General features: G+C 63.2%; 23 protein-coding genes. 10 read left to right on the top strand and 13 right to left on the bottom strand.

Features of this window, described 5'->3' with window-relative positions; genetic code table 11:
* The first annotated feature begins 149 nt into the window (after window positions 1–149).
* The gene (locus DBV08_RS09850) at window positions 150–851 is read left to right on the top strand and encodes a PadR family transcriptional regulator (protein WP_019749414.1); all 702 of its coding nucleotides are present in this window, start codon (window positions 150–152) and stop codon (window positions 849–851) included.
* 1 nt (window position 852) lies between these two features.
* On the opposite strand, the gene DBV08_RS09845 is transcribed toward DBV08_RS09850, so the two are convergent.
* From DBV08_RS09845 to DBV08_RS09825, 5 genes are all read right to left on the bottom strand, one after another.
* Window positions 853–1,635: an IclR family transcriptional regulator gene (locus DBV08_RS09845; RefSeq protein WP_206029392.1), complete on the bottom strand. Its 783-nt coding sequence runs from the start codon at window positions 1,633–1,635 to the stop codon at window positions 853–855.
* A gap of 192 nt (window positions 1,636–1,827) precedes the next feature.
* The gene (gene bphC / locus DBV08_RS09840) at window positions 1,828–2,739 is read right to left on the bottom strand and encodes a biphenyl-2,3-diol 1,2-dioxygenase (protein ID WP_019749416.1); all 912 of its coding nucleotides are present in this window, start codon (window positions 2,737–2,739) and stop codon (window positions 1,828–1,830) included.
* 39 nt (window positions 2,740–2,778) lie between these two features.
* Complete coding sequence (locus DBV08_RS09835; RefSeq protein WP_019749417.1) at window positions 2,779–3,960, bottom strand: acyl-CoA dehydrogenase family protein; 1,182 nt, start codon at window positions 3,958–3,960, stop codon at window positions 2,779–2,781.
* Window positions 3,961–4,011: 51 nt separating this feature from the next.
* Window positions 4,012–5,208, bottom strand: a complete 1,197-nt coding sequence (locus DBV08_RS09830; RefSeq protein ID WP_019749418.1) for a Rieske 2Fe-2S domain-containing protein — start codon at window positions 5,206–5,208, stop codon at window positions 4,012–4,014.
* A 126-nt stretch (window positions 5,209–5,334) separates the two neighbouring features.
* Window positions 5,335–5,904 carry a hypothetical protein gene (locus tag DBV08_RS09825; protein WP_124567325.1) on the bottom strand — a complete coding sequence of 190 codons (570 nt, stop codon included), beginning with the start codon at window positions 5,902–5,904 and terminating at the stop codon, window positions 5,335–5,337.
* Between the two features lie 222 nt (window positions 5,905–6,126).
* Between DBV08_RS09825 and DBV08_RS09820 the strand changes: the two genes are divergently transcribed.
* Window positions 6,127–7,701: an AMP-binding protein gene (locus DBV08_RS09820; protein ID WP_050656320.1), complete on the top strand. Its 1,575-nt coding sequence runs from the start codon at window positions 6,127–6,129 to the stop codon at window positions 7,699–7,701.
* 23 nt (window positions 7,702–7,724) lie between these two features.
* Here the strand turns inward: DBV08_RS09820 and DBV08_RS09815 are convergent, their stop codons facing one another.
* Window positions 7,725–8,408 (bottom strand): response regulator, encoded by a 684-nt coding sequence (locus DBV08_RS09815; RefSeq protein ID WP_124567324.1) that lies wholly within the window; start codon window positions 8,406–8,408, stop codon window positions 7,725–7,727.
* Window positions 8,405–10,087 (bottom strand): ATP-binding protein, encoded by a 1,683-nt coding sequence (locus tag DBV08_RS09810; RefSeq protein ID WP_260395463.1) that lies wholly within the window; start codon window positions 10,085–10,087, stop codon window positions 8,405–8,407. Before DBV08_RS09810 ends, DBV08_RS09815 begins: the two co-directional genes overlap by 4 nt.
* 168 nt (window positions 10,088–10,255) lie before the next feature.
* On the opposite strand from DBV08_RS09810, the gene DBV08_RS09805 reads away from it, so the two are divergent.
* Together DBV08_RS09805 and DBV08_RS09800 are read left to right on the top strand one after the other, a co-directional pair.
* Window positions 10,256–11,263 (top strand): tripartite tricarboxylate transporter substrate binding protein, encoded by a 1,008-nt coding sequence (locus DBV08_RS09805; RefSeq protein ID WP_124567322.1) that lies wholly within the window; start codon window positions 10,256–10,258, stop codon window positions 11,261–11,263.
* The gene (locus tag DBV08_RS09800) at window positions 11,160–12,743 is read left to right on the top strand and encodes a CitMHS family transporter (RefSeq protein ID WP_260395462.1); all 1,584 of its coding nucleotides are present in this window, start codon (window positions 11,160–11,162) and stop codon (window positions 12,741–12,743) included. Before DBV08_RS09805 ends, DBV08_RS09800 begins: the two co-directional genes overlap by 104 nt.
* Window positions 12,744–12,749: 6 nt before the next feature.
* Here the strand turns inward: DBV08_RS09800 and DBV08_RS09795 are convergent, their stop codons facing one another.
* Window positions 12,750–13,937: a nitric oxide synthase oxygenase gene (locus DBV08_RS09795; protein ID WP_124567320.1), complete on the bottom strand. Its 1,188-nt coding sequence runs from the start codon at window positions 13,935–13,937 to the stop codon at window positions 12,750–12,752.
* Between the two features lie 235 nt (window positions 13,938–14,172).
* Here DBV08_RS09795 and DBV08_RS09790 point away from each other — a divergent pair, with 235 nt between their 5' ends.
* A complete protein-coding gene (locus tag DBV08_RS09790; protein ID WP_029538575.1) occupies window positions 14,173–15,333 on the top strand; it encodes a globin domain-containing protein in 1,161 nt (386 codons plus the stop codon).
* Between the two features lie 3 nt (window positions 15,334–15,336).
* On the opposite strand, the gene DBV08_RS09785 is transcribed toward DBV08_RS09790, so the two are convergent.
* Both DBV08_RS09785 and DBV08_RS09780 read right to left on the bottom strand, forming a co-directional pair.
* Window positions 15,337–16,083 carry an FAD-binding oxidoreductase gene (locus DBV08_RS09785; RefSeq protein ID WP_124567319.1) on the bottom strand — a complete coding sequence of 249 codons (747 nt, stop codon included), beginning with the start codon at window positions 16,081–16,083 and terminating at the stop codon, window positions 15,337–15,339.
* 16 nt (window positions 16,084–16,099) lie between these two features.
* Window positions 16,100–17,296, bottom strand: a complete 1,197-nt coding sequence (locus DBV08_RS09780; RefSeq protein WP_200314233.1) for an FAD-binding oxidoreductase — start codon at window positions 17,294–17,296, stop codon at window positions 16,100–16,102.
* A gap of 182 nt (window positions 17,297–17,478) precedes the next feature.
* On the opposite strand from DBV08_RS09780, the gene clpB reads away from it, so the two are divergent.
* The 5 genes from clpB (at window position 17,479) to pyrE (ending at window position 23,562) form a co-directional block, all read left to right on the top strand.
* Window positions 17,479–20,031 carry an ATP-dependent chaperone ClpB gene (clpB, locus tag DBV08_RS09775; protein WP_095972451.1) on the top strand — a complete coding sequence of 851 codons (2,553 nt, stop codon included), beginning with the start codon at window positions 17,479–17,481 and terminating at the stop codon, window positions 20,029–20,031.
* Window positions 20,032–20,189: 158 nt separating this feature from the next.
* A complete protein-coding gene (locus DBV08_RS09770; protein WP_095972450.1) occupies window positions 20,190–21,143 on the top strand; it encodes a hypothetical protein in 954 nt (317 codons plus the stop codon).
* 86 nt (window positions 21,144–21,229) lie between these two features.
* Entirely contained in the window at window positions 21,230–22,132 is a 903-nt protein-coding gene (locus DBV08_RS09765; protein ID WP_124567423.1) for a hypothetical protein, read from the top strand.
* Between the two features lie 45 nt (window positions 22,133–22,177).
* Window positions 22,178–22,978, top strand: coding sequence for an SDR family oxidoreductase (locus DBV08_RS09760; RefSeq protein WP_095972449.1), 801 nt, complete (start codon window positions 22,178–22,180; stop codon window positions 22,976–22,978).
* Window positions 22,979–23,028: 50 nt separating this feature from the next.
* Window positions 23,029–23,562 carry an orotate phosphoribosyltransferase gene (pyrE, locus tag DBV08_RS09755; protein WP_003944385.1) on the top strand — a complete coding sequence of 178 codons (534 nt, stop codon included), beginning with the start codon at window positions 23,029–23,031 and terminating at the stop codon, window positions 23,560–23,562.
* Window positions 23,563–23,613: 51 nt separating this feature from the next.
* On the opposite strand, the gene DBV08_RS09750 is transcribed toward pyrE, so the two are convergent.
* The 3 genes from DBV08_RS09750 to DBV08_RS09740 are packed head-to-tail and all read right to left on the bottom strand — an operon-like array spanning window position 23,614 to window position 25,934.
* Entirely contained in the window at window positions 23,614–24,870 is a 1,257-nt protein-coding gene (locus DBV08_RS09750) for an MFS transporter (RefSeq protein WP_003944384.1), read from the bottom strand.
* 23 nt (window positions 24,871–24,893) lie between these two features.
* Window positions 24,894–25,337 (bottom strand): MarR family winged helix-turn-helix transcriptional regulator, encoded by a 444-nt coding sequence (locus tag DBV08_RS09745; protein ID WP_095972448.1) that lies wholly within the window; start codon window positions 25,335–25,337, stop codon window positions 24,894–24,896.
* Between the two features lie 33 nt (window positions 25,338–25,370).
* Window positions 25,371–25,934, bottom strand: coding sequence for a TetR/AcrR family transcriptional regulator (locus tag DBV08_RS09740; RefSeq protein ID WP_124567318.1), 564 nt, complete (start codon window positions 25,932–25,934; stop codon window positions 25,371–25,373).

Here is a 25,934-nt window from a genome sequence, read left to right as displayed (position 1 = left end):
TCCCACTCAATGGCAGCAATGGCTTCTCGGCACGGGTCCGGGCCGACCGAGTGCCAGGTGGAGGGGCCTCACGCAAATTTGATCCCGCTCAGCGGTCCGTTCGGATTCTACGAAACCAGCAAATCACCAGTGATTGTTAGACTTCGGGCATGTCCGAACCTGATGACGTGTCCCGAGGACTTCCCGCTACCAGCTGGGCAGTGCTCGGGATGCTGACGTTCGGGGAGGAACTGACCGGAAACGATTTGAAGAAGTGGGCCGACTGGAGTGTCGGCTTCTTCTACTGGAGCCCGTCCATCAGCCAGGTCTACGCAGAGCTGAAGAAGCTCGAAAGCATCGGATTCGTGGAGTCCCGGGTCGTCTCCGAGCCGGGGGTGCGGGGCAAGCGCCTCTACTCGATCACCCAGTCGGGAACTGACGCCGTCCGGACGTGGTCACGCGAGGCGCCGGTGGAAGTTCCGGTGCTCAAGCACGGCGTGATGTTGCGTCTGTGGATGGGACACCTCAACGAGCCTGAACGACTGAAGGCCCTGGTGGAAGCCCACATCGCCAATGTCGAAGAGCAGATTCGACGCGCGAAACTTCACGCAGATCATGCCGAGAACGAGCCGGCGTGGTCGTTCCCGGTCATGACACTGCGCTGGTCGGAACGGTACTTCCGCGCAGAGATCGAACTTGCTCGCGAACTACTCGAAGACATCGACCGTGCGTCCGCCGAGTTCGCGAACGTTGCCGAGCACGACCGACTGGGATCGCCGTTGCCCTCGACGCCCGGCAGATGGAAGAACGTCGAGGAATACGTGTTGGCACTCGAGCAGGCCGGGCTCACCGGCAACGGCTCGAATATCTGAGTCAGGCCCCGGCTGCGGTCGGCATGTTGCGCAACAGGTGACGACGCTGCAACGTCGGAGTGACACTCAGCGATCCGCCGTCGATGCCTCGCCAAATGGCAGCGGCTGCCATACGGACCGGCGCTGCGCTGACGTGGTCGAGGCGGAGCGCCTTCGACGGCGCGCAGATGGATACCGCGGCAACAGCGCGGCCGATGGGGCCGATCGGTGCCGCAAGACAGCTGAATCCCGGTAGGCCGTTTCCGGATTCGAATGCAACCCCTGACTCGCGGATTCTGGCGAGGTGGGGCAGTGCGTAACCCGAGGACTTCGGCGAACCGAACGCGAGCAGTGCCTGACCGATCGCAGTGGTCTCGGCGCGGCGTCGACCACCCACACGCGTCGGCACCGCGGCGGCGAGGCGTCCACCGATCTTCTCCATGTAGACCACGTCGGGCCCGTCGAGGATGCCGAGGTGGACCACGAAACCGGTGACGCGGTAGAGCTCGTGAAGAAGCGGCATGGCTGCAGCGTGGAGGCGGTCCTGATGAACCGCGAGCGATCCCAGTTCGACGAGGCGCATACCGAGTTCGTAGTCGCGGCCGTCACGACGCAGCCAACGCATCGAGACGAGACGTTCGAGCATGCGGTGGGCAGACGAGCGGGGAAGGCCGGTGCTCCGAACGACCTGAGCGAGCGTCAACCTGCCGGGACCGTCGAAGGCGTCGAGAACCAGCGAGACGCGATCGAGAATTGCTGTCGGGGCCGAATCTCCGCCTAAAGCATCCACAGCCTGCAGTGTCATCGTGTACCTCACTTCTCTTAGAGCTCCACAACCAGTGAACTGGCTATTTCAATTAGAAATAGTGTCATAGAGTTGCGGATTTGTGAAGTGGATCACCGGTCTGTTTTCGGGCGCGTCATGGTGGAAACGACGAAGGGGGCTTGCGCGAGCATTCGCACAAGCCCCCTTCGTCGGTTTACTACCGGGCGGGTACTACATAGCTGCCAGTGGTTCGCTTCCGGACCAGTCGTGGCCCCAGTAGCTGTCAGCGGTGATCTCCTCGGAGGAGTACGAGTCCTGATCCACCTTCGCGCCCTCGGTGCCGAACTCGATGTCCCAGCCGCCGGGTGCGCGGACGTAGAAGGAGATCATCTTGTCGTTGGTGTGACGACCCAGGGTCGACGACACGGAGAATCCGTCCTTCATCACTCGGTCGAGTGCCTGGCCGACGGCGTCGAGGGTGTCGACCTCGACCATGATGTGAATCAGGCCGGGTGCGCCGCCGTGCGGTGCCGGGCACAGGGCCAAGCTGTGGTGACGCTCGTTGACGCCCATGAAACGGATTCGCAGCGGCCCGAATTCAGGCGGTGCCGGCAGACGGAACGCGCCGCGTGGGTAGAAGCCGAGCACCTCGGTGTAGAAGTCGAAGCTCGCGGCACTGTCCATCACCGGGAGCACGACGTGGCCGAGACCCTGTGAGCCGGTGACGAATCGAGCGCCGAAGGGCGTCACCACGGGGCTGTGGTCGAGGATCGCTCCGTGGAAGACCTCGATGGCTGCTCCACCGGGATCGGTGAAGGCGATGACCTCTTCGACCCGTCGAGCATCTGCTTCGGCAAGCGAAAGCTGCTCGACCTCGGTGCCGTTCTTCTCGAGGGCCTCCTGAACGCGGCGCAGTGCGGCGTGATCGGCGACCTCCCAACCGATATTGACGATCTCGTCGCGCTCACCCTCGACGACGACGATGCGAGCAGCACGCTCGTCGAGTCGTAGGTAGAGGGCGTTCTCGTCCGGCCCACTGCCCTTGGCGAATCCGAGAACATCGAAAGCGAAAGTGCGCCAACGTGCCATGTCGTTGGTCGAGATCTTGACGTAGCCAAGTCCCTTGATGTCGGTGTGTGTCATCGTGTTCTGTTCCTGTCGATTTCTCGTGTCGAAGTCTGATCAGATCATCGCCCGCAGCGGACCCTGCGGATCTGCGCCGAGACGGCTCAGTGAGGCGGCGTGGAATACGGTGCCCGGCACGTGAATTGCGTGGTGCTGTCCCGCGTGAGCGTCGCGCCAGAATCGCTGGAGCGGCTTGTCCATCCGTAGTGCGTTGCCACCGCAACGCGGGTAGACCTGATCGATTGCATTGATTGCGCGCCAGGCGGCCTGCACCTGAGTCTGACGTCCCTCGGCGCGCTGCTCGAAGGTCACTTCCTTACCGGCGTCCACCCGATCCCACATGCGGTCGACGTTGGCAAGCAGGGTGTCGCGGGCGGCCCGGATGTCGGCAGTTGCCTGACCGATGGCAAACAAGGTGTACGGGTCGTCCTTGACAGCCGTGCCCTGCGCGTTGATGCGATCGGCCTGGTACTCGTTGGCGTGGAAGAGCATTCCCTCGCAGATCCCGATCGTGGCGGCAGTGATGCCGAGGGGGAACATGTTCGACCACGGCATCAGGTACAGCGTCTCGGTGCGCCCGTACTTGCGTACTGCCGTTCCGTCGATGACCTCGTCGCAGTCCATGACGCGGTAATCCGGGACATAGGCATCCTTGACCACCAGGTCCTTGGAACCGGTGCCGCGAAGTCCCATGACATCCCACGAGTCTTCGATGATCTCGTAGTCGGTGCGCGGAATGATCACATGGAGCATGCGCGGCGGCATCTCCATGTTGCCGTCCTTGTCGCACGCCATCGCGCCGAGGAATGCCCAGTCGCAATGGTCGGTGCCGGAGGAGAACTGCCAGCGGCCGGAGAACTTGTAGCCGCCGTCGGTCGGGATACACATTCCGCCGGGCATGTACGGCGAAGCCATCCAGGTATCGGGATCCGATCCCCAGATCTCCTGCTGCACCTTGGGATCCGCGAACGCAAGCTGCCACGGGTGAACTCCGACGATCCCGTGGACCCAGCCGGCCGAGGGATTGAGCGAAGCCATGCGCATGACGGTCTCGGCGAACTCGCGAGGGTGCGCTTCCATGCCGCCGTGTTCCTTGGGCTGCAGCATGCGGATGGAACCGATTGCCTTCATCTTCTTGGCGGTGTCGTCGGCCACCCGGCCGATCCGCTCGGCCTCGATACCTTCGGCGAAGATGTCGTCGGCCATCGCATTGATCTGTTCGAGCACTTCGTACGTCATGTTGTTCCTTGCATCCAGTCAGGTTGTTTCAGCAGTGTTTTCGACTGCGGATCAGGAGGTTGTCTCGAGCGCCTGGGCGTCACGTGCGGCAACGTTTTCGGCGACTTCCCGCTTCCAGCTCTCCACGGCGCGAGTGGTGTCGATCTCGAATTCGAAGCGCTTCGTCATGTCTTCCGTGACGTTCTCGACGTCGGTGTAGAACTGGTTGTACCAGCGCCGCAACTGGTAAACCGGGCCGTCCTCCTCGGAGAGCAGCGGGTTGTCGATCGGAGCCTTGTTCTTCCAGATCTCCACGTCCTGAAGGAATCCCATCTCGACTCCCTCGGTGAACTGCGCAGCCATCGCGGCAGTGGACTCGTCGTCCATACCGGGAAGTTTCTTGACCATCGCGCCGTACTGCAACACGAACGCATTGTTCGAGATGGGGTAGTGGCAATTGATCAAAACGGTTTCGATGATCTGCCCGTTGGCTTCGCTCTTGATCCAGTCGATCATGTACGACGGACCGAAATACGAAGCATCCGAGCGGAGCACAGCGTTGGGGTCGCCGTAGTTGGTGCCGCTGATGATGTCCTCACGTCCAACCGATTCCATGTACTGGCTCGCGACGTGACCTTCGAAGATGTTCTTGAAGTACTTGGGGAAGGAGTAGTGAACGTAGAAGAAGTGGGCCATGTCCACGACGTTGTCCACGATCTCGCGGCAATGAGAGCCTTCGATGGTGAGCGTGTTCCAGCTCCAGTCGCTCCACTCATCGCTTCCGAAGCCCTCGATGTCGGGAATCGTGACCTCGGCGGGCGGGGGATTTCCCTGGGGATCGTGCCAGACGAACAGCTGACCGTTCTTCTCGAGTGTGGTCCACGCCCGCGTCTTGGCCAGCGGCGGAACGCGTCGTGCGTAGGGGATCGCCGTACATTTTCCGTTACCGCCCCAACGCCAGTCGTGGAACGGGCAGGCGATCGAATCGCCCTTGACGGTTCCATGAGCGAGGTTGCCACCCATGTGGCGGCAGTAGGCGTCGAGAATCTTGATGTCGCCCTTGCTGTCGGCGAAGACGACAAGGCTGGTGCCGAATGCCTCGATCTGGTGGGGCTGACCGTCGCGATAGGTCTTGCTGAGTCCGAGGCAGTGCCATCCACGTGCGAACCGCGCGGGAGGCGCTGCCGCTTCGATTTCTCGAATTTCCTCGCCGGCGCCCGACTGCGTCGGGGCGTCCGTAGTGGTGAGTGGGCCGGTTCCGAGTGCCATGTCTTCCTCCGAGCCGCGTCTTGCGACGCTCCAGTGATGTGATCCGTCTCATACAACGACGAAGCGTCCGCTGGAGATACGGCAGTTCCCGCTGGATGGAACACCCACTCGGTGACCTGCAGGGATTCAGCCGGCGAGTGTCGCCGCGTTGTCGACGGCTAGAGTCGCAGCATTGTCGACGGCGAGAGTCGCCCAGGCCCGGGCAGTGACAACCCCGGTGGGATCGGTGGCGACCAGAGCTACGTCGGTGACGCTCTCGTGGTCCTTCTCGTACGTGGCGAGCACCGTCACGGAGCAGTTCAGGTCTGCTCCCGAGGAGGTCGCGGTGCACCGCCCGCGGAACCGTCGTAGCGATGCGGATCCGTAACGCCGAGCGGCGAAATCAGCAAGGGCAGCAACGGAATCGGCGCCGGCGTCAGTGGACGGGGCTTCCCGCACGAAGACCTCGGCCACCAGATGCCCGGTCTGATCGTGGTATTCGGTGATTCGCTCGAGTGTCGAACCCAGTGGCCTCACGGATCCGGTGAGCCGTGCGCCGGGGTCGGGGCGTCCGAAGAACACCACATCCTGCTCGACGACGGACCCGTCGCGTGCCGAGCGCACGGTGCCGTACAACGAGTCGAAATCGGAGAGGAGCGTGGTGGCGGTACGGGGAGCAGTTGCCGTGAAGTGGGTGGTACCGAGCTTGGTAGTCATGACACTCTCCGTTGGACGCGACCGAGACGCTGTCGTCTCGGTGGGTACATCGACGCTAACCACCGCTCTGGCGGGTGACGACGGGCTTCCCGCTGATCGGGAGCATTCTCGGATTCGATCGAAGAGGTGGAACCTGTTCCAGTTTTGTGCAATTCTGGATATCGTATCCGTGACCGGGAGCACATCTCGATGACTGCACGCGCCGAGCAGAAGGAAGACCAGATGACAGACGAGTTCGCTGACCTGCACCGACCGGTATACGGTCCGGACCTGCTCATCACCGCTCTGGAACGCAATCACGACAAGCCCGCGCTGTACCTCGGCGACGTGATCCTCACCGGCGGTCAGATGCGCGATCAGATCAGCTGCTTCGCCCAGGCGCTCGCGTCACTGGGAATCACTCAGGGCACCAGCACCGCGATGCTCTCGAAGAATCGCCCCGAGGTCCTGATCAGCATGGGCGCAACCATGATCACCGGCTGCCGGGCGAGCGCCTTGAACCCGATGGGATCGCTCGACGACCACAAGTACATCGTCGACGACGCCGAGATCGAGACCCTCATCTTCGATCCCAATGCCTTCGAAGAGCGTGCCGCCGAGTTGAAGGCGTCCTCACCCTCGTTGACCAACGTGCTCTCGATGGGTCCGTCCGAGGTGGGAATCGACATCCTCGCGCTGGCTGCCACGTTCGAGCCCGCGCCGCTGAAGGCCGCGCACGTCGACGCCGAAGACGCCAGCAGCATGGTTTACACCGGTGGAACGACCGGCAAGCCCAAAGGTGTTGTCGGATCCTTCCGTTCGGGTGCAGCGCTCAATCAGATCCAGATGTCGGAGTGGCAATGGCCCGAGGACAACCGCTTCCTCATCTGCACGCCACTCTCGCATGCCGGCGCAGCGTTCTTCATCCCGACCTTGCTGCGCGGCGGTGCGTTGATCGTCCTGCCTGCCTTCGAGCCCGGTGCTGTGCTCGAAGCGATCGAGAAGCACAAGATCACGGCAACCATGTTGGTGCCCACCATGATCTACATGCTCATGGACCACCCCGATCTGCCCAAGCGGGACGTCTCCAGTTTGCAGACGCTGTTCTACGGGGCGTCCGCGATGTCTCCTGCCAGGTTGCAGGAGGGCATCAAGAAGTTCGGTCAGATCTTCTTCCAGTTCTACGGTCAGACCGAGTGCGGCATGACAATTTCGGTGTTGCGCAAGGAAGAACACCTCGCTGACGATCCGGCCCGCCTCGCTACCTGTGGGCGCCCGGTGCCGTGGCTCGACGTCCGGTTGCTCGACGACGACCTCAACGAGGTGCCGCAGGGAGAACTCGGTGAGATCTGCGTGCGCGGCCCGCTGATCATGAAGGGCTACTGGAAGAAGCCGGCCGAAACTGCCGAGGCGTTCCGGGGCGGTTGGCTACACACCGGCGACATCGCGCGAAAGGACAAGGACGGGTTCATGTCCATCGTCGATCGCAAGAAGGACATGATCGTGACCGGTGGTTTCAACGTGTTCCCTCGCGAGATCGAAGACGTGATCTCGGCGCATCCGTCCGTCGCATCGGTGGCGGTAGTCGGTGTGCCGGACGACAAGTGGGGCGAAGCCGTCAAGGCCTGTGTCGTACTTCGAGCAGGACTGACCGTCGACACCGAGGAACTGGTCGAGAAGGTGAAGGCGGCCAAGGGTTCGGTTCACGCGCCCAAGAGCGTCGACTTCGTGGATTCCCTACCGCTGACACCACTGGGCAAGCTGGACAAGAAGGCTCTGCGCGCGCGGTACTGGGAGACCAGCGCCCGCGCAGTCTAGGAACCGGCGTCGACAGCGAAGGGTCAGCGTTTCCAGACGTATCGGCGCTCCGGGCGGCCCACCACTCCGTATTTCAGCGAGGTGGTGGACCGCCCGGTTTCGTAGAGATACTCGAGGTAGCGCCTCGCGCTTGCGCGTGAGATGCCGATCCTCTCGGAAACTTCTGTTGCCGAGGCGGGTTCGATTACCTCTCGCAGTGCTGTCTCGACCAACTGAAGGGTCTCGGGGCTGAGTCCTTTCGGTAGCCCCTTGAGGGACGACGCCCCCGCGGCGCCACCGGCCACTCCGAAAGCCTCGTCCACCGCGTCCTGTTCTGCTTCGCCGGTACTGTCGAGGTTCGCGTAGGTCGATCGGTATCGCTCGAGCCGCTCACGGAGAACCTCGAACGTGAAGGGCTTCATCAGGTAATGCACGACGCCGCTGCGCAGTGCCTTCTTGACCGAGCCCGCCTCGCGCTCACTCGTGATGACGAGAACGTCCAGCTCCGGTGCCAGCTCGCGAAACGGGGCGATCAGATCCAGTCCCGTGGTACCGGGCAGGTGCACGTCGAGTAGAACCAGGTCGGGTTGCAACTCACCGACCGCGGTCAGCGCGGCCTCGGCCGAATGGGCAACGCCGCACACTTCGAAACCGTCTATCCGCGAGACGAATCCGCTGTGCACCTTCGCCACCATGAAGTCGTCGTCGACCACCAGTACCCGGATCATGCGCCCTCTCCGTCGTGTAGGACCGCAGTGAAGACAGTCCACTCGATGTCCTCTGTCTCGATACCCGGTATCTCGATTCCTGCTGTCGAATACGTGCTCACGGTGACGTCGCCACCGCGTCGACGACACGTCAGGCGCACCAATGCCAAGCCGAAACCGTGTCCGTCACTGGACTGTCCCTTGGTGCTCCACCCTTGACCGAAGACCCTGTCGCGATTCTCCGGCGCGATACCAGGGCCGGCGTCATCGACTCGCACTTCGACGGCTGCACCGCGGTCGCGAATCGACAACCGAACCTTGCGGCGCGAGGCTTCCGGCATCTCACCGACGGCGTCGACGGCATTGTCGACGAGGTTTCCGACCACCGTCGCGAGATCTCGTCCGAGCCTGCGGTCCACCGTCTCCAGATGTGTGTCCTCGGTGAGTTCGACCGTGACCAGTCCCTGTGCAGCGGCACCGATCTTGGCGATCACGAGTGCAGCGGTACCGACGTCGGCGATCTTGTCGGTGACGGATGCACTGACCTGCGCGCGCTCCATGGTCAAGCCCTCGACGTAGCCGACCACCTCGTCGTATTCGCCGAGCTGGACGAGGCCGGAGATGGTGTGCAGTTGATTGTCGAACTCGTGGATGTGTGCGCGTAGTGCGTCGGTGCTGGTTCTGGTCACGTCGAGTTCCTCTTCCACGGAGCGCAATTCGGTGCGGTCGCGGAAAGTGGTGACCGACCCGATGGTGCGGCCTTTGGATTCGATCAAGACGGTGTTGAGGACCAGTAGTCGATCACCGACAAGAACCAACTGATCGGATTCGGTTGTGCCGGAGGTCAGTACACTCTGGAGGCGGTCGTCGAGGCCGAGGTCCCGCACAGATCTACCGGCACTCCCGCGTGGGATGTCGAGGAGTTGGTGAGCACTGTCGCTCATCAGCACCACTTTTCCCTGCGCGTCGAATGCGATGACACCTTCCTTGAGGCCACGCAACATCGCCTCTCGTTGGCGAACCAGGTCCAGGATCTCCCCGGCCTCCATGCCGAGGGTCTGCCGTTTGACCCTGCGGGCCAACAGGATCGAACCGACGCCGCCGAGGAGTGAGGCCACCGCGAGGTACACCAGGAGGTTCGGCGCCGACTGCAGCAGTCGCGCCCAGATCGAGGGATACTCGATGCCGACGATCGCGGTTCCGGTAATCGTGCCTTCGCCTCCGAGGATCGGAACGTGCGCTTCCACGGCCTTGCCGGATGGCGTGGCGACCAAGCCTGTCCACGACCGATCCTGGGTCTGACGTGCATCGATGCCGACATCACCGGGGCGCGTCGAAATGACGACAGTGCCGTCGGAGTCGGCAAGCGAGACGTAGGTGACGCCCGAGATGGCGCGCACCGAGTCGACCGAACCCTGTAGTCCGGAGCGCAGGCGGGTCTGAGCCTGGGGGAGTAGTTCGCGTACCGCGGGATTGGCTGCGAGCGATTCCGCTGCGGAGAGTGCGCGACGGCCCTCCTCGCGTTGAAAACTCGCGGACGATTGAGCGAGGGAGAGGGCAGTGACGCACACGAGAACCGCGACGACGATCAGAAGTTGCAGCTCGAGGAGTTGCGACGCCAGAGTGTGCCGGCGCGGGCGCAAGCGCGCACGCAGTGGAGACCTGCGCTCTCGCTCGGCCTGCTCGTTTCCTGAGGACACCAGCCAGACCCTAGCCTTCGGTTCGACGTCGGGAAAGCGGCCGTTCGTGAGCACAATGAGCACAAATCAATTTGCTTTCCCAATGGTGACCCCAGTCACAAAGTGCGTCAGTATGAAACCTGTTCACACAGCGGTACCAGCAGACAACCAGCAGACAAGGGCAGCGACATGAAGGCATCGAAGCGGCTGAGCAGGCATATCGCCCTGCTCGGCGCCTGCGCGATGACTCTCGTGCTCTCGACCGGATGCACTCCGGTCGAGTCCTTCTTCGCCGGTGGCCGAGCGGGTGAGAGTTCCGAAGAACTGCGAGTACTGGTGCCCTCGGTGGCCGGTGGTGGTTACGACCTGACCGCCCGGACCATGGTGCAGGCACTGGCCGACGAGGGAACCGTCGACTCCGACGTCGTTGTACTGCCCGGATCGGGCGGCATCGTCGGACTCAACCGGTTGGCTCTCGAAAGCGGGAATCCCGATCTACTCATGGTCATGGGGCTCGGTGTTCTGGGTTCGCTCGAGATTCTGCCGTCAGAGCACACTCTTGCCGACGTGACGCCGATCGCGAGACTGGTCGAAGAACCGGAAGCCCTATTGGTTCCGGCAGACTCGCCGTACAAAACTCTGACGGATCTGACGCAGGCCTGGGTGGCGGATCCGTCGTCGATCTCGATCGGTGGTGGTTCGAGCGAAGGTGGACCTGACGGGTTGTTCCGCCTTCTGTTCGCACGGGCAGTCGGGATAGATCCGTCGCTGTCTCCCTATCGCATCTTCGACGGCGGCGGAGAACTGCTCCCCGCGCTGCTCACCAGGCAGGTCGACGTCGCTGCAACTGGAATCGGTGAGTACCTGGATCAGATTGCGGCAGGCACGGTTCGGGTTCTTGCGGTCAGCTCGCCGGAGCGCACCCCGGCGGTGGATGCGCCCACCATGGCGGAGTCGGGCGTCGACGTCACGTTCACCAACTGGCGAGGGCTCATGGCGCCGCCGGGTCTGAGCGACGATCAGCGTCAGCGCTTGCAGGATTTGGTGCGGGATCTGGCGGCAAGCCCGCGGTGGAACGAGCTGTCTCGCCGAAATGGTTGGAACAGTGCGGTTCTCACCGAACCAGAGTTCTCCGCCTTCCTCGCCGATCAAGCCCAGTTCGTCGACGCGACGCTCGATCCGCCCGGCGCGAACTGAGCACAACCGAAAGTTTCGTTTCACCTCCACGAAGGTCACCGGCTCGATTTGCCGTGCCGTTTTTCTCGGCAACTCAGCACAAAAGGAGTTCATCATGCTCGTCACACTCGGCTTCCTCATGGTTGCGGTGTTCATGTTCCTGATCCTCACCAAACGCGCGACCCCGGTGGTGGGACTGACCCTGGTTCCGGTGGCCTTCGGACTACTTGCCGGGGCGGGGCTCGGAATCGGCGACATGATCACCGACGGCATCAAGTCGCTTGCACCCACCGCGGCTCTGTTGTTCTTCGCGATCATCTTCTTCGGAATCATGATCGACGTCGGACTGTTCGATCCGCTGGTCAAACTCATCTTGCGGATGGTGCGGGACGATCCGATGCGGCTCGTGGTCGGAACCGCGGTGCTCGCGATGGTGGTGTCCCTGGACGGCGACGGTTCGACGACATTCATCATCGTGACCTCCGCGCTGCTACCGCTCTACCTCAAACTCGGTGTCAGCCCCGTCGTCCTGACGGTGATCGCCGGCCTGTCCAACGCGACGATGAACATCATTCCGTGGGGCGGCCCGACCGTCCGAGCGGCGAGTGCGCTGGGACTCTCACCGTCCGACGTCTTCGTCCCGATGGTGCCGTCGTTGATCGTCGGCCTGATCATGGTGCTCGGATTCGCGATTCACCTCGGGATCATGGAACGCCGCAGGATCGGGACTTTGGTCCTGACTTCTGAGCGCATCCTCGAAAAGGTCGGAAACGGTAGAAGTTCCAGCACCGGTAGCGCCGGCACCGGCGGCTCGAACGACTCCGAAGACGACGGCGGCGATACCGGACGCTTCATCGACGGCCTCGACCCCAAGCGGGACACCTTGCGACCGAAGCTGCTCTGGTTCAACGCCGCGCTGACGACGATCCTTCTCGTGGTGCTCGTGATGGACATCCTGCCCATCCCGGTGCTGTTCATGATCGCGTCGTCGATCGCTCTCGCGGTGAATTTCCCGGCGGTCAAGGATCAGGGCGAAGCGATCGCCCGCCACTCGTCGAGCATCGTCTCGGTCGTCGCGATGGTCCTGGCAGCGGCCGTGCTGACCGGAGTCTTCCAGGGAACCGGCATGGTCGAGGCAATGGCGGAGTGGTTGTTGCAGGTCATCCCCGACGCCATGGGCCCGCACCTTGCCGTCATCACGGGTGTCCTGAGCATTCCGCTCACGTTCTTCATGACCAACGACGCGTTCTACTTCGGGGTGCTCCCGGTACTGTCCGAGACTGCAGCGCAGTACGGCATCGAGCCGGTGGAGATGGCGCGCGCGTCGATTACCGGGCAGGCCGTACACATGCAGAGTCCGCTGGTCCCGGCGATCCTGCTGCTGGTCACGCTCGCGGGTGTGTCCCTGGCGGATCACCACAAGAAGGTCCTGTGGCGAGCCGGACTGATCTCGATCACGATGCTCGTGGTCGGCGTCGGATTGGGGCAGATCCCCTTCTGAGCGCGATCAGTTGTGGAAGGGGCACCGGCCTTGGTCGGTGCCCTTCTTCTTTTTCGTGACGAAGTTGGGCCGGATGTCGAGATCTGGCTCGTCGTACAGGCGGTGGAACGTCGGTGTGAGCGAGCTGGACATGGGCGGGTTCACCCAGGACCAGTCGGTCGGGCACTTGCGCCCGGCCTTGTCCTCGCGCGCGATGTGATCGATGAATTGCTTTGCGACAGTGTGATGGTCGACCATGATGACGCCGGCCTTGCGGTAGCTGTGGATAACTGCGCGGTTCAGTTCGACCAGTGCGCGGTCCTTCCACAGCGTGCGGTCGTGGCTCATGTCGAGCTCCATCATCGCTCCGATGGTGGGCAACATGTTGTAGCGATCGGTGTCGCTGAAGTTGCGTGCGCCGACCTCGGTGCTGACGTACCAACCGCTGAACGGTGTGCAGGGATAGACGATTCCGCCGATGTCGAGATCCATGTCCGAGACCGCGGGAACGGCGTGCCATTTAAGCCCCAGATCAGCGAACCAGCTGTATTCGGGATGTTCGATCTCGACCTCGAGTACGAGGTCCGTCGGAACGTCGAAATACTGCAAGGGCTCGTCGGGAACCGAAATCAGTACGGGGAGAACGTCGAACGCCGTACCGGCGCCCTTCCATCCCATCGCGGTGACCTGAGCGGTCAGATCGACGTGCCAGGGGTCGCCCAGGATGCTGCCGTCCGGCTGACGGTAGCCGGCATAGCGGATCAGTTGCGGGCTGAGGATGCGGTACTCCTGGCCGTCCTCGCGGGGAAGAGGGCCGACCGTCACGACGGACTGCAGAGCGCCACCGTTCGTCGACAGACGCAGGTGCTCCCAGCACGCTTCTGCGAGAGCGGAAGCGGTGACGGCATCGCGGGCGTCGATGAGTTTGAGGGTCCGCCAATGGGCGCGACCGACACACCGGGCGTGGTTTCGCCAGGCGAGTTTGGCGCCGACGAGCAATTCCTCCGCTGTGTGCGTGTAGGTGCCGGTCCGATGGAGTTCACGCAAGGCCTCGCGCCGCCGAGACGTCGGGAGGTGGCCCAGTTCCGGAGAGTCGAAAAATTCGACGCACTCGAGTTCCCGACGTTGAAGCTCGGTCAGCGTCGGGGTAGTGGAGGCGATCTGGGACGTAAGCCCGCTATCGGTGGGCAATTCGTCCTGTCGAACAAAATCCACGGCACGACTCCTGTTTGGCTGGTTGAGATTTCGCTGAACGTTAGCTCGGCGATCGAGAGTGTCGAAGCTCTTGTTTATCTTGCACGCAAGAATAAGAAAGGGACGGTCACACCGCGAAATGGGGTCGCATTGTGACACTTGTCCAGAATGATTTACGAGTCAGACATTTGTGACATAAGCTGCAGACGAAATTCCGCGGCGGGTCTTGCCGCGTCTAGTCGGGACGAGGATGAGCGTGGATTCGCAAGCAATCTCTCTGGTCCGGTCGAGCTTCAAATCCGTCGCTGCGGTGGAAGATGGTCCGGAACGGCTCGCCCGTACCTTCTATTCGATCCTGTTCGCTCGATCGCCCGAAACCCGGGAGTTCTTTCCGGCAGCGATGGATGTGCAGCGGGACCGGCTTGTCGGCGCTATCGCCCACGTCGTCGAGCGCCTCGACGAGTCCGACGCGATACTCGAGTACCTCGCGCAGCTCGGCCGCGATCACCGTAAGTACGGCGTCACCGACGAGCACTACACGGCAGTCGGGAACGCGTTGATCGAAGCACTCGAAACTTTCGGTGGCGCAGAAATGTGGACCGACGAGGTGGACAGCGCGTGGCGCAACGCGCTCGCGATCATCTCGGCCGCGATGATGGATGCCGCCAACGCGGAAGACGGACCGCCCGCCTGGAGTGCCACGGTCGTCGAATGCCGTCCGGTCATCAAGGGCGTCGCCGTCGTGCGGCTCCAGCTCGACCAGACGATGGAGTACCGCGCCGGTCAGTACGTCAGCGTGCAGGTCGCCGCGAGGCCGCGGATGTGGCGCTACCTCTCGCCGGCCACGCCGTACGACGGGACCGGAATCCTCGAGTTCCACGTTCGGCAGGTCACCGGTGGGTGGGTCAGCCCGGTCATGGTGAACCAGACCGCTGTCGGTGACACCTGGGTGGTCGGTTCGCCCATCGGCGCCCTGGGGATTCCGGAGAACTCCAAGGACCTCTTGATGATCGCGTCGGGAACCGGAGTGGCTCCGCTGCGCGCTCAGATACTCGAGCTGATCCGACGCGGCAACACCCGCAAGGTCCAACTGTTCTACTCCGGACAGCATCCGTGCGATCTGTACGACCTTCCATACCTGTGGAAGTTGGCAGAGAAGCACCCGTGGCTCACGATTGTCCCGGTCTCCGAAGAAGACGAGAATCCGTGGTGGCACACCGAAGCGGAACCGCTGCCCCCGATCGGCATGGCCAGGCGCATCGTCGGCAAGGTCGGCAAGGTCGTGACCTCGTTCGGTGACTGGGCGGGCTACGACATTCAGGTCGTCGGCAGCGAATCCATGGTCAACAGCACCAAATTCAGGCTTCGCGCAGTGGGCATCGACGTCGACACCGTTCGCAATGATCCGACGTACTGACCGTCAGTAAGGATCGAACTGAATGACTTCGGCCGGCGTTCCGGCCTCGATCAATCGATCACGCGTCGATCGAACCATTGCTGCTGACCCGCACACCAAGACCTGATGTTCGGTGAACGCACCGTACGACGCGACGACGTCGGCGAGCGTTCCCTCGATGAGATGATCGTCGCCGAATCCGATGTCGACGTTCAACCGGTCGAACCATCCGTCGGGCGGGCCGCCGTCGGAGAGATCTTCGACGACAGGAATGGGCTGCAACCACGGAAACTGGTCGGCGAGTAGCCACAGCATGTCCGCTGCGTAGAGATCGCGAAGCGTTCTGCCACCGAAGAAGAGGTACACCTGCGGCGGGTTCGGGGTCTGAGCCAGATCGAGAATGATCGACCGGAGCGGAGCCAAGCCGGTTCCGCCCGCGACCATGACGACGGTGGGTCCGTTCTCGTCGACGGACAGGTTGCCGCGCGGGTCGAGGATCTGCCAGACGTCACCGGGCTGGGTGTCCTTGACTATCGAACCGCTGACCCAACCGCCGGGAACCGTCTTGACGTGAAACTCCAGCTTCCCGTCGTGTGAGGGAGGCAGGGCGGGGGAGAGCCGACGGAGCAACCGCGAATTCTGCGGGACGCTGACATCGACGTACTGGCCGGGGCGGAAGGGGACGACATCGCCGACCAGGCGGACAACCGCCAGATCCTCACGGAGACGGTGATGTTCGACGACTGTGCTCGACCAGGTTCGCTGGGCCATGAAAGTTCTCCTGTAGTCAGTAGAGCGGGTCGTGCCGGATCTGGTCGAGCGGAGTTCCGCCGGCACGCAAGGCGTAGACGGTCGTCTTGATCATCGACGGTGACCCCGAGATCTGCACCTGACGGTCGGCCCACGAGCCGAACTGCGCGACCACTTTTCCGATCGGTCCGATCAGCCGGCTGTGCATTCCGAAGGGTGGTTCGAGCACCGGTCCGTTGTGCCACCAAGGGTTTTCGGGTTCTTCGGAAACCGGTACGACGGTCAACCACGGGTTGCTGAGCGAGATGTGCCAGAGGGTTTCGAGGTCGTAGAGATCGCACGGGTAGCGGCCGCCGACGAACAGATGCACGCGCGGGTTGTTCGCGCGTTGGGACATTTCCATCACCTGGGCCCGCAGAGGGGCGATGCCGGTGCCGGACCCGATCATGAGAACGTCACGGTCGCTGGTGAAGTCGACCTCGAGACCGCCGAGGGGAGTGGACATGACCCAGCGGTCACCGACGTTGGTTTCGCTGACGATCGCGGGGCTGACCCATCCTCCCGACACCTTGCGGATGTGGAACTCGAGCTGACCGAAAGGGTTGGTCGGAATCGCCGGTGAGTAGTACCGCCACATTTTCGGGCGCTGCGGAATCTGAACGCCGACGTACTGTCCCGCCCCGTACGGAATGGGTGGGTCGGCTTCGAGGCGCACTATCGCCAGATCGTCGAGGACTCGTTCGTGGCTGACCACGGTTGCGCCCCAGAGCGCCGGGGTCGTATCGGATTCGGCGCCGTCGGCCATCGTGCTCACGACGAGGTCGGTGAACTGCGACCAGGCCTCGTCCAGTTCCGGCGTCCACTTGTAGCGGCTGTGCGCGCTCGTGCCGTACATCGACCGAACCGCGCGCTTCAGAGCGACGCCTGCGGCCTCGTAGTGCTCACGCTCGACACCGTAGCGACGGTGGTCGCGGCCGAGTTGCGTGAGGAACTTTCGGATCCGGCGGTGCTGAGGCAGATTCTTCACGACGAACTCGACGGCTCTGAAGAAACGGTGGCCCTGCGATTCCATCCCGGCGGGGAACAATGAGCGGTACAGAGGATGTTCCGCAAAGAGACCGGTGTAGAACACTGCCGAGAAGTGCGCGCGGCTCTCTTCGTCGTCGGTCAGAGAATCGAGGCTGGATTGCAGACGGGCGATCACTGTCGGATCCAATCCATCCCCCTTTCGCACCAGCTGCAACTCTCGCCACAATTCTAGTACGGCCGAAAATGTGACCTACGAAACCAACTCGGTCTGGCGAAAACAAACTTGAGCGGAATAGACTCAAGTTTGTCCGCGTTGAGCATAGTGACACAGTCGCAATACCAACCGGTCGCGGCTCTTCCCGTTCGACTTCGCCAGAAAGGTGACAAGTGGACTCGTTCACACCAACAACCAAGACCCAGGCTGCGATGACGGCTGCACTGCAGTCGGCGTCGTCGGCGGGTAATCCCGATATCCGGCCCGCCCATCTGCTGGTCGCATTGCTCGACCAGACCGACGGCATCGCTGCCCCATTACTCAAAGCCGTAGGCGTCGACCCCACGGTCGTACACCGTGAAGCTCAGGCAATCGTCGACCGCCTGCCCAAGACAACCGGCGCAAGCTCCACTCCGCAACTCGGACGCGAGGCACTCGCGGCACTGACCGCTGCTCAGCACCTCGCCACCGAGATGGACGACGAATACGTCTCCACCGAGCACGTCCTCTACGGACTGGCCGGCGGCGACTCCGACGTCGCCCAGTTGCTCGTGCGCCACGGCGCCACCCAGGACGCACTGCGTGAAGCCTTCACCACCGTCCGCGGCAGCGCTCGCGTCACCAGCCCGGAGCCGGAAGGCACCTACCAAGCGCTGGAGAAGTACTCCACCGACCTCACCGAAGCCGCGCGAAGCGGCAAGCTCGATCCGGTGATCGGTCGCGACACCGAGATTCGTCGTGTCGTGCAGGTGCTCTCGCGTCGTACAAAGAACAACCCGGTCCTCATCGGTGAGCCCGGCGTCGGTAAGACCGCGATCGTGGAGGGCCTGGCCCAACGCATCGTCGCGGGTGACGTCCCGGAATCGCTGCGAGGCAAGACCGTCGTGTCCCTGGACCTCGGGTCCATGGTCGCCGGTGCCAAGTTCCGCGGTGAATTCGAGGAACGTCTCAAGGCAGTTCTGGACGACATCAAGAACAGCGCCGGACAGGTCATCACCTTCATCGACGAGTTGCACACCATCGTCGGCGCCGGAGCCACCGGTGAATCCGCGATGGACGCAGGCAACATGATCAAGCCGATGCTCGCCCGCGGTGAGCTGCGGTTGGTCGGTGCCACCACACTCGAGGAGTACCGCAAGTACATCGAGAAGGACGCAGCACTCGAGCGTCGTTTCCAGCAGGTGCTCGTCGGTGAGCCCTCGGTCGAGGACACCATCGGCATCCTGCGCGGCCTCAAGGAGCGCTACGAAGTGCACCACGGCGTGCGCATCACCGACTCCGCGTTGGTGGCTGCTGCCGCGCTGTCGGACCGCTACATCACGTCGCGGTTCCTGCCGGACAAGGCCATCGACCTCGTGGACGAAGCCGCATCGCGACTGCGTATGGAGATCGACTCGCGGCCCGTCGAGATCGACGAGGTGGAACGCACGGTTCGCCGACTCGAAATCGAAGAAGTGGCACTCGAGAAGGAAACCGACGACGCGTCCAAGGCACGGCTCGAGAAGCTGCGTCAGGAACTCGCCGACGACCGCGAAAAGCTCAATCAGCTCAGCACCCGCTGGCAGAACGAAAAGCAGGCCATCGACTCGGTGCGCGTGCTGAAGGAACAGCTCGAAAACCTGCGAGGAGAGTCCGAACGCGCTGAGCGTGACGGCGATCTGGGCAAGGCAGCCGAGTTGCGCTACGGCCGCATCCCGGCGCTGGAGAAGGAACTGGAAGAGGCAGCAGCCGCTTCCGGAGCCGCCTCCGACGGTGACGTGATGCTCAAGGAAGAGGTCGGGCCAGACGACGTCGCAGACGTGGTCGCAGCCTGGACCGGAATCCCCGCCGGCCGGATGATGGAAGGCGAGACCGAGAAGCTGCTCCGCATGGAGTCCGAACTCGGCAAGCGGGTCGTCGGCCAGACCGACGCCGTCGTCGCCGTCTCGGATGCGGTTCGCCGCGCCCGAGCAGGTGTCGCCGACCCCAATCGGCCCACTGGTTCCTTCCTGTTCCTCGGCCCGACCGGCGTCGGTAAGACGGAGCTCGCCAAAGCCTTGGCGGACTTCCTCTTCGACGACGAGCGCGCGATGATCCGCATCGACATGAGCGAATACGGTGAGAAGCACTCGGTGGCCCGACTCGTCGGCGCCCCTCCGGGATACGTCGGCTACGAAGCCGGCGGCCAGCTCACCGAAGCTGTCCGGCGACGCCCGTACTCGGTGGTCCTCTTCGACGAGGTCGAGAAGGCACACCCCGACGTGTTCGACGTCCTGCTCGCAGTGCTCGACGAAGGCCGACTCACCGACGGTCAAGGCCGCACGGTGGACTTCCGCAACACCATCCTGATCCTGACCTCCAACCTGGGATCCGGTGGAACACGTGAGCAGGTCATGGATGCGGTACGCCACGCGTTCAAGCCGGAGTTCATCAACCGTCTCGACGACGTGGTCATCTTCGACTCGCTCTCCGAAGAGCAGCTGGAGCACATCGTGGACATCCAGCTCGAGCAGTTGCAGAAGCGTCTGGCTGCGCGTCGTCTCACCCTCGAGGTGAACGGTGCGGCTCGGATGTGGCTCGCAGTGCGCGGCTACGACCCGCTGTACGGCGCTCGGCCTCTACGTCGACTCGTTCAGCAGTCGATCGGCGACCAGCTCGCCAAGCTGCTCCTGGCAGGCAAGGTCCAGGACGGCGACACCGTGCACGTCGGTGTCAGCGAGGACGCGGATCAGTTGGTTCTCTCCTGATTCGGTAAGCGGAATGCCCCGTCGATCCACTTGGATCGGCGGGGCATTCGCATTTTGTTCTACCCTGGATGGCTGGATGCTCGAACCGGGGATGAGTGCACCCGCGCCTCTCCGAACGACTTCGACGCTCTTTCGTCCCAACCGAAGGTGAGCCAGGCATGACCGATCAGAACGATCCGCGTAACTCGGGTGGGCCGCGCCGTGAGGATCCCGAGGCCACCGAGGTGTGGGGGCGTACGCCCGACCAGCCGACGGAGCAGTACGGGACGGTGTCCGGCCAGAATCCGAACCAGCCGACGGAGTATTTCGGTCAGCAGCCGGGGGCACAGCAGTATCCCTACGGTGGCCCGGATCAGAACACGGAGTACTTGGGGCAGCAGGGGCAGCAGCCGAATCCCACTCAGGCGTTCCCTGCCTACAACCCGCAGTTCGATCCGCAGGCGCCGCCGCCCGGAGCGACGCAGGCCTATCCGCCGTACACGGCCCAGCAGTACGGGACCACGGATCAGTACGGAAATACGCAGCAGTACGGAAATACACAGCAGTATCCGGTTGCCGGTGGTGGCGGTGGTGTCCCGCCGGAACAGCCGTTCATCGAGGACGGGTCGTCGGGAGGCGGCAAGAAGCGCAAGCTCGCGACATGGGTGGCCGCCGGCGTGGTCGGGATCCTGGTCGCCGTGATCGCGATCGTCGCGTTCTCGGCGTTCGGTTCGAACGACAAGGGCACCCAGACCGCTTTCGTTCCCCCGACCACCACGACGCAGGCGCCGACCACCACACCGCCGAAGGCGAGCACCACGGCACCGACTCCGACGACGGATTCCCCGCTCAGCCAGCTTCCGGGCGGGCTCGGCGAAGTCATCGGTGACGCCGGGGGAGCCGTCGGCACCGTCAAGTCGAATGACGGCGGCACATTGGTCATCGATTCGATCGGCGGCTCGCAGGTGACGATCCTGACCACTGCGGACACCACGCTCATCGCGCTCAACCGCGCCACCATCGCCGATCTGCAACCGGGAGACAACATCGTCGTCGACGGAACGCCGGTGGAGAACGGGACGATGACCGCCAACACGATTCTGAGTACGTCGCTGCCGAAGTTCGGCAACTGAGTCGTTCACGACACATCGGGCGAGTCCACCAGGGTGTCGCGGGAGGTTGAAGCCGCGAGTCGCTACCCTGGAGGGTGATGACTGGAATGTGGTTCGGACTGGCAGCAATTGCACTCGCAGGCGCGGGTGCGCTTCTGTACGTCGACAGGACGAGGCGAGATCAATCAGGGCGAGTGCGTCAGATCTGGGCGAAGGCTCAGGGCTACACGTACACGGCTACCGACGATCAGCTGGCAGGCGAATGGCATCGCGCGGTCATGGCCAAGCAGGACTACCTCACAGCCACCGACGTCGTCCGAGGCCGTCGCCGCGGAGAGCAGTTCGTGCTGTTCGACCTGGAAGAGACCGCGACCATCGTGGCCGTTCGCCGCGAGATCGGGTCCGACGTCGACATCGATCTCCGGTTGAAGTCGACAGCTCCGCCCAAAGACGGTGACCTGAACCTGCTGGGTGCGATCGGTTCCCGGGTGGTTTTCGCAACGGACCTCGAGATTGCTCGTCGCGTCTGCGATCAGCGCATGGTGGCGTTCACCGAATCCGTTCCGCCGTCGATCAGCATGCTGTGGAGCGAAGGGCCGTGGACGCTCGGCTCGCTGCCGGTGACCAGCAACGGCCGGGATTGGGACGCAGCAATCGAGTCGGTTGCGCGGCTGTCCGGCATCTTGCACGTACTGCCCCCCGTCACCGATCCCAACGAACTCGAGGTCGATCACGATCCGAGCCGTCCGCGGCCGGGGGCCGAGAAGTCTCGCCCCGCTCAGGATCCGGTAGAGCAGCCCCGTTCGCGTCAGGAGCAGCCGCCTCGTGAAGCTGCACCTCGTGAATTTTCGCCGCGCGAGTCCGCGCCGCGTGAATCTGGATCGCGTGAATCTGGACCGCGTGAATCTGCGCCACGTCAGGACCAATCGCTGCGCAAGCCCGAGGCGGCCGACAAGCCGGCTCAGCGTCCGGCGTCGCAGCGCTCGGGCACAATTCGCCCCGTCGACTGACCTTCAGGTTCCCGTCCCGTCCCGATAACCACTAGCGTGGCCGGTATGTCGACTTCCCACTCGGATCGCCCTGTGCGTCCCGTTGCCCTGGTGACCGGACCTACCTCTGGTCTCGGCGCTGGTTTCGCCAAGAAATACGCCTCCCTTGGATACGACCTGGTTCTCGTCGCGCGTGACGAGGTCAGATTGCATGACCTCGCGTCCGAGCTGAAGACGATGTTCGGCACCGAGTCGGAGATTTTGGTTGCCGATCTCGCATCCGAGGCCGGACGCGACACGGTCGCGCTTCGATTGGAGAAGGGCGTCGAGGTGTTGGTGAACAACGCCGGATTCGGTACGTCCGGCGAGTTCTGGACCGCAGATCCGGCGCTGCTGCAGTCGCAACTCGACGTCAACGTCACCGCCGTGATGCGGCTGACCCGCGCGGCGCTGCCCAGCATGATCGCGTCGGCGCACGGAACGATCGTCAACGTCGCGAGCGTCGCGGGGCTGTTGTCCGGGCGCGGTTCGACGTACTCGGCAAGCAAGGCGTACGTGATCTCGTTCACGGAGGGACTGTCCGGCGGGTTGGCCGGAACGGGAGTGCGCGTGCAGGCGCTGTGCCCGGGCTTCATCCGCACCGAGTTCCACGAGCGTGCGGGTATCGAGATGTCCACGATCCCCAAGCCGATGTGGCTGAGCGTCGACCAGGTGGTTGCGGCGTCGATGAAGGATCTCGGTGACGACAAGGTCATCAGCATTCCGGGAGTCCAGTACAAGGTCCTCACTACGGCTGGGCGTCTGGTTCCCAAGGGTCTGGTTCGTCGGCTGACGAACATCGTCGGCCGAGGCCGCGGGCGAACCTAGCCCAGAGGCAGAAGCCGAACACAAGGCAGTGGTCGGTAGGCTGAGCACTCATGAGCGATCGTGAGGATTTGGCTGCGCTGGTGCGCGAATTGGCTGTTGTACACGGAAAGGTGACGTTGTCCTCGGGCAAGGAAGCCGATTACTACGTCGACCTTCGCCGCGCGACACTTCACCACAAGGCGGCGCCGCTGATCGGCTCGCTGCTGCGTGAACTGGTCGCGGACTGGGATTTCGACGCCGTCGGCGGTTTGACGATGGGCGCCGATCCGGTTGCGATGGCGGTGATGCACGCTCCCGGACGCCCGATCGACGCGTTCGTCGTTCGCAAAGCTGCCAAGGCACACGGGATGCAGCGTCAGATCGAGGGCCCGGACATCGTGGGCAAGCGTGTCCTGGTTGTCGAGGACACGACCACGACAGGCAATTCGCCGCTGACAGCAGTGAAGGCCCTGCGCGAGGCGGGGGCCACCGTGGTCGGAGTCGCGACGGTCGTCGATCGCGCGACGGGTGCGGATGCGGTGATCGGTGCGGAGGGCGTCGAGTACCGCTCGCTGTTGGGCCTGGAAGATCTGAACCTGAGCTGACGCCCCGTGAGTGGTTAAGGGGTCCCTGCACTCCTTAACCACTCACAGGGGTCAGTCGCCGACGGTGACGGCGAGCGCTTCGTCGACGCTGTGCGGCGCGGGATCGTGGTCGTCGACGTGCGCGAGGACCTTGCGTCCGCTCGACAGGACGAACACGGCGGCGAGGGTGAGCACCGCGCCGACCCAGAACGGCATGTGGACGTTGGACTCGCCGAGCTTGCCGGCAACCCACGGGGCTGCGGCGCCGCCGACGAATCGAACGAAGCTGTAGGCAGCCGAGGCGGTCGACCGTTCCACGGGAGCCGAGATCATGACGGTTTCGGTGATGAGTGTGTTGTTCACGCCGAGGAACAAACCGGCGAGGACGACGCCGACGATCAGGACGATCTTGTTCTCGGTGAAGAGCGCCATCATGCCGAGGTCGAGTGCGAACAGTGTCAGCGCCAGCATCATCATCGGTAGGGTGCCGAAGCGTCGTTGCAGGCGAGGGGCGAGGAAAACCGACGAGATCGCCAGCATCAGGCCCCAGCCGAAGAAGATGAATCCGATCGGGTACGCCCCCATGTCGAGGGGGAACGGTGTGTACGCGAGCAGCGTGAAGAATCCGTAGTTGTAGAGCAGCGCGGTGATGGCAACGGTGAGTAGCCCGCGGTGCCGCAGAGCCTGGAACGGCGCAGCGATGGATGTGTGGTGTTCGGGCTTGGGTGCGCTCGGAAGCATCACGACGATGAGAATGAAGGCAACCGCCATCAGAGCTGCGACGCCGAAGAACGGTGCGCGCCAGCTGATGTCACCGAGAACGCCGCCGACCAACGGTCCGACCGCGATACCGATGCCCAGTGCAGCTTCGTACAGGATGATCGCACGTGCGACGCCGCCGCTGGCCGCGCCGACGATGGCCGCCAGTGCCGTTGCGATGAACAGTGCATTGCCGAGTCCCCAGCCCGCACGGAATCCGACGATCTGCCCGATGGTGCTGGAAGCGCCTGCCAGAGAAGCGAACACGATGATGATGGCAAGGCCTGCAAGGAGTGTCTTCTTGGCGCCGATGCGGCTGGACACCACACCGGTGATGAGCATGGCCACGCCGGTGACGAGCATGTAGCTGGTGAACAGGAGCGAAACCTGCGACGGTGTGGCGTCGAGTTGTTCGCCGATCGGCTTGAGGATCGGATCGACCAAACCGATGCCCATGAAGGCGATGACGCTGGCAAAAGCTACCGCCCACACCGCTTTCGGTTGCTTCAGGAGGCTCGGCGGAGCCTCGTTCTGGTGCGTTGATGTCGCGGTCGTGTTGCTCACGGCCACCTCCTTTTTCAGTGGTGGGTAGTTCAGCTGGGGTCGGAAGTCTTGATGATGGACCGTAATTCGGCCAATCCGTCAGCCAGCTTCTTGATCTGCTCGGGCTCGAGTTCGACGAAGTGAGGTACCAGGGCGTCGGCGATCTCGTTTCGGCCGTCGTTCAATATCTTTCGACCCTTCTCGGTCATGGCGACGCGCACTGCGCGGGCGTCCTCCGGGTCGGCCCGGCGTTCGACGTAACCGTGTTCGCCGAGTTTGCGTAGCAATGCGGTGGCGGAGGGCTGCGAGCATCTGTCGAGCCGGGCGAAATCGCTGATGCGCATTTCGCCGTACTCCTCGAGAAGTGAGAGTGCGCGCAGCCAGGCGCGTGGGTACTGCTCGGACGCGAACGAACCTGCCAGCTTCGCGAAGCGGTGTGTATTGCTCACGAGGTCGACGAGTAGTTCGTGCAGTTGCTGCTGGTCATCGGACACGAGAAATATTATTACATAGGGTAACTATGTAAATCAACGGGTGTGCGGAAGGTGGTTCGTCACAGTCGAGGTGACCAGTGCCGCGATGTCGAGGTCGGGGCAGACGAGCGTGAGGCTTCGGTTTGTCGCCAGCACTGCGATGCCGTGGGTTCCCGTCCAGATGTTCAGTGCAGAAGTGGTGGGATCGGAGGCGTCGGCCTCGTCGGTCAGGGATTGCAGGGCGGCGAAGAGTGGGAGTGAAGACTCCCGGAGGTTGCTGCCTGCGCCCTCGAGGAGGTCGTGGCGGAACATCAACTCGAACATTGCGGGTCGCTCCTGGGCGAATGACACGTATTCGATTGCTGCCGAGATCAATCGGCTACGAGCGGGTTGTTTGCCGGCGAGGATGGGATCGAGTCTGTCGGTGAGATCGCGCAGGCCGTGTGAGGCGATTGCGGCAAGCAGGCTGTTGTGGGTCGGAAAGTATCTCCGCGGGGCGCCGTGCGACACGCCCGCGCGCCGCGCGATCTCCCGTAGCGTCAGTTCCGTGGCGCCGTCGACATCGAGAATCTCGACGCCGGTGGCGACAAGTGTTTCGCGAAGGCTGCTGACAGTCAT

Source organism: Rhodococcus sp. KBW08 (assembly GCF_003852455.1).
Lineage (GTDB): Bacteria > Actinomycetota > Actinomycetes > Mycobacteriales > Mycobacteriaceae > Rhodococcus_F > Rhodococcus_F baikonurensis.
This window is presented reverse-complemented; position numbering and strand designations above follow the sequence as displayed.

Excerpts from the sequence above, each read along its gene's own strand:
- DBV08_RS09850 (WP_019749414.1), top strand. The coding sequence starts at position 150 with ATGTCCGAACCTGATGACGTGTCCCGAGGACTTCCCGCTACCAGCTGG.
- DBV08_RS09845 (WP_206029392.1), bottom strand. The coding sequence starts at position 1,635 with ATGACACTGCAGGCTGTGGATGCTTTAGGCGGAGATTCGGCCCCGACA.
- bphC (WP_019749416.1), bottom strand. The coding sequence starts at position 2,739 with ATGACACACACCGACATCAAGGGACTTGGCTACGTCAAGATCTCGACC.
- DBV08_RS09835 (WP_019749417.1), bottom strand. The coding sequence starts at position 3,960 with ATGACGTACGAAGTGCTCGAACAGATCAATGCGATGGCCGACGACATC.
- DBV08_RS09830 (WP_019749418.1), bottom strand. The coding sequence starts at position 5,208 with ATGGCACTCGGAACCGGCCCACTCACCACTACGGACGCCCCGACGCAG.
- DBV08_RS09825 (WP_124567325.1), bottom strand. The coding sequence starts at position 5,904 with ATGACTACCAAGCTCGGTACCACCCACTTCACGGCAACTGCTCCCCGT.
- DBV08_RS09820 (WP_050656320.1), top strand. The coding sequence starts at position 6,127 with ATGACAGACGAGTTCGCTGACCTGCACCGACCGGTATACGGTCCGGAC.
- DBV08_RS09815 (WP_124567324.1), bottom strand. The coding sequence starts at position 8,408 with ATGATCCGGGTACTGGTGGTCGACGACGACTTCATGGTGGCGAAGGTG.
- DBV08_RS09805 (WP_124567322.1), top strand. The coding sequence starts at position 10,256 with ATGAAGGCATCGAAGCGGCTGAGCAGGCATATCGCCCTGCTCGGCGCC.
- DBV08_RS09800 (WP_260395462.1), top strand. The coding sequence starts at position 11,160 with ATGGTTGGAACAGTGCGGTTCTCACCGAACCAGAGTTCTCCGCCTTCC.
- DBV08_RS09785 (WP_124567319.1), bottom strand. The coding sequence starts at position 16,083 with ATGGCCCAGCGAACCTGGTCGAGCACAGTCGTCGAACATCACCGTCTC.
- DBV08_RS09770 (WP_095972450.1), top strand. The coding sequence starts at position 20,190 with ATGACCGATCAGAACGATCCGCGTAACTCGGGTGGGCCGCGCCGTGAG.
- DBV08_RS09765 (WP_124567423.1), top strand. The coding sequence starts at position 21,230 with ATGTGGTTCGGACTGGCAGCAATTGCACTCGCAGGCGCGGGTGCGCTT.
- DBV08_RS09760 (WP_095972449.1), top strand. The coding sequence starts at position 22,178 with ATGTCGACTTCCCACTCGGATCGCCCTGTGCGTCCCGTTGCCCTGGTG.
- pyrE (WP_003944385.1), top strand. The coding sequence starts at position 23,029 with ATGAGCGATCGTGAGGATTTGGCTGCGCTGGTGCGCGAATTGGCTGTT.
- DBV08_RS09740 (WP_124567318.1), bottom strand. The coding sequence starts at position 25,934 with ATGACTGTCAGCAGCCTTCGCGAAACACTTGTCGCCACCGGCGTCGAG.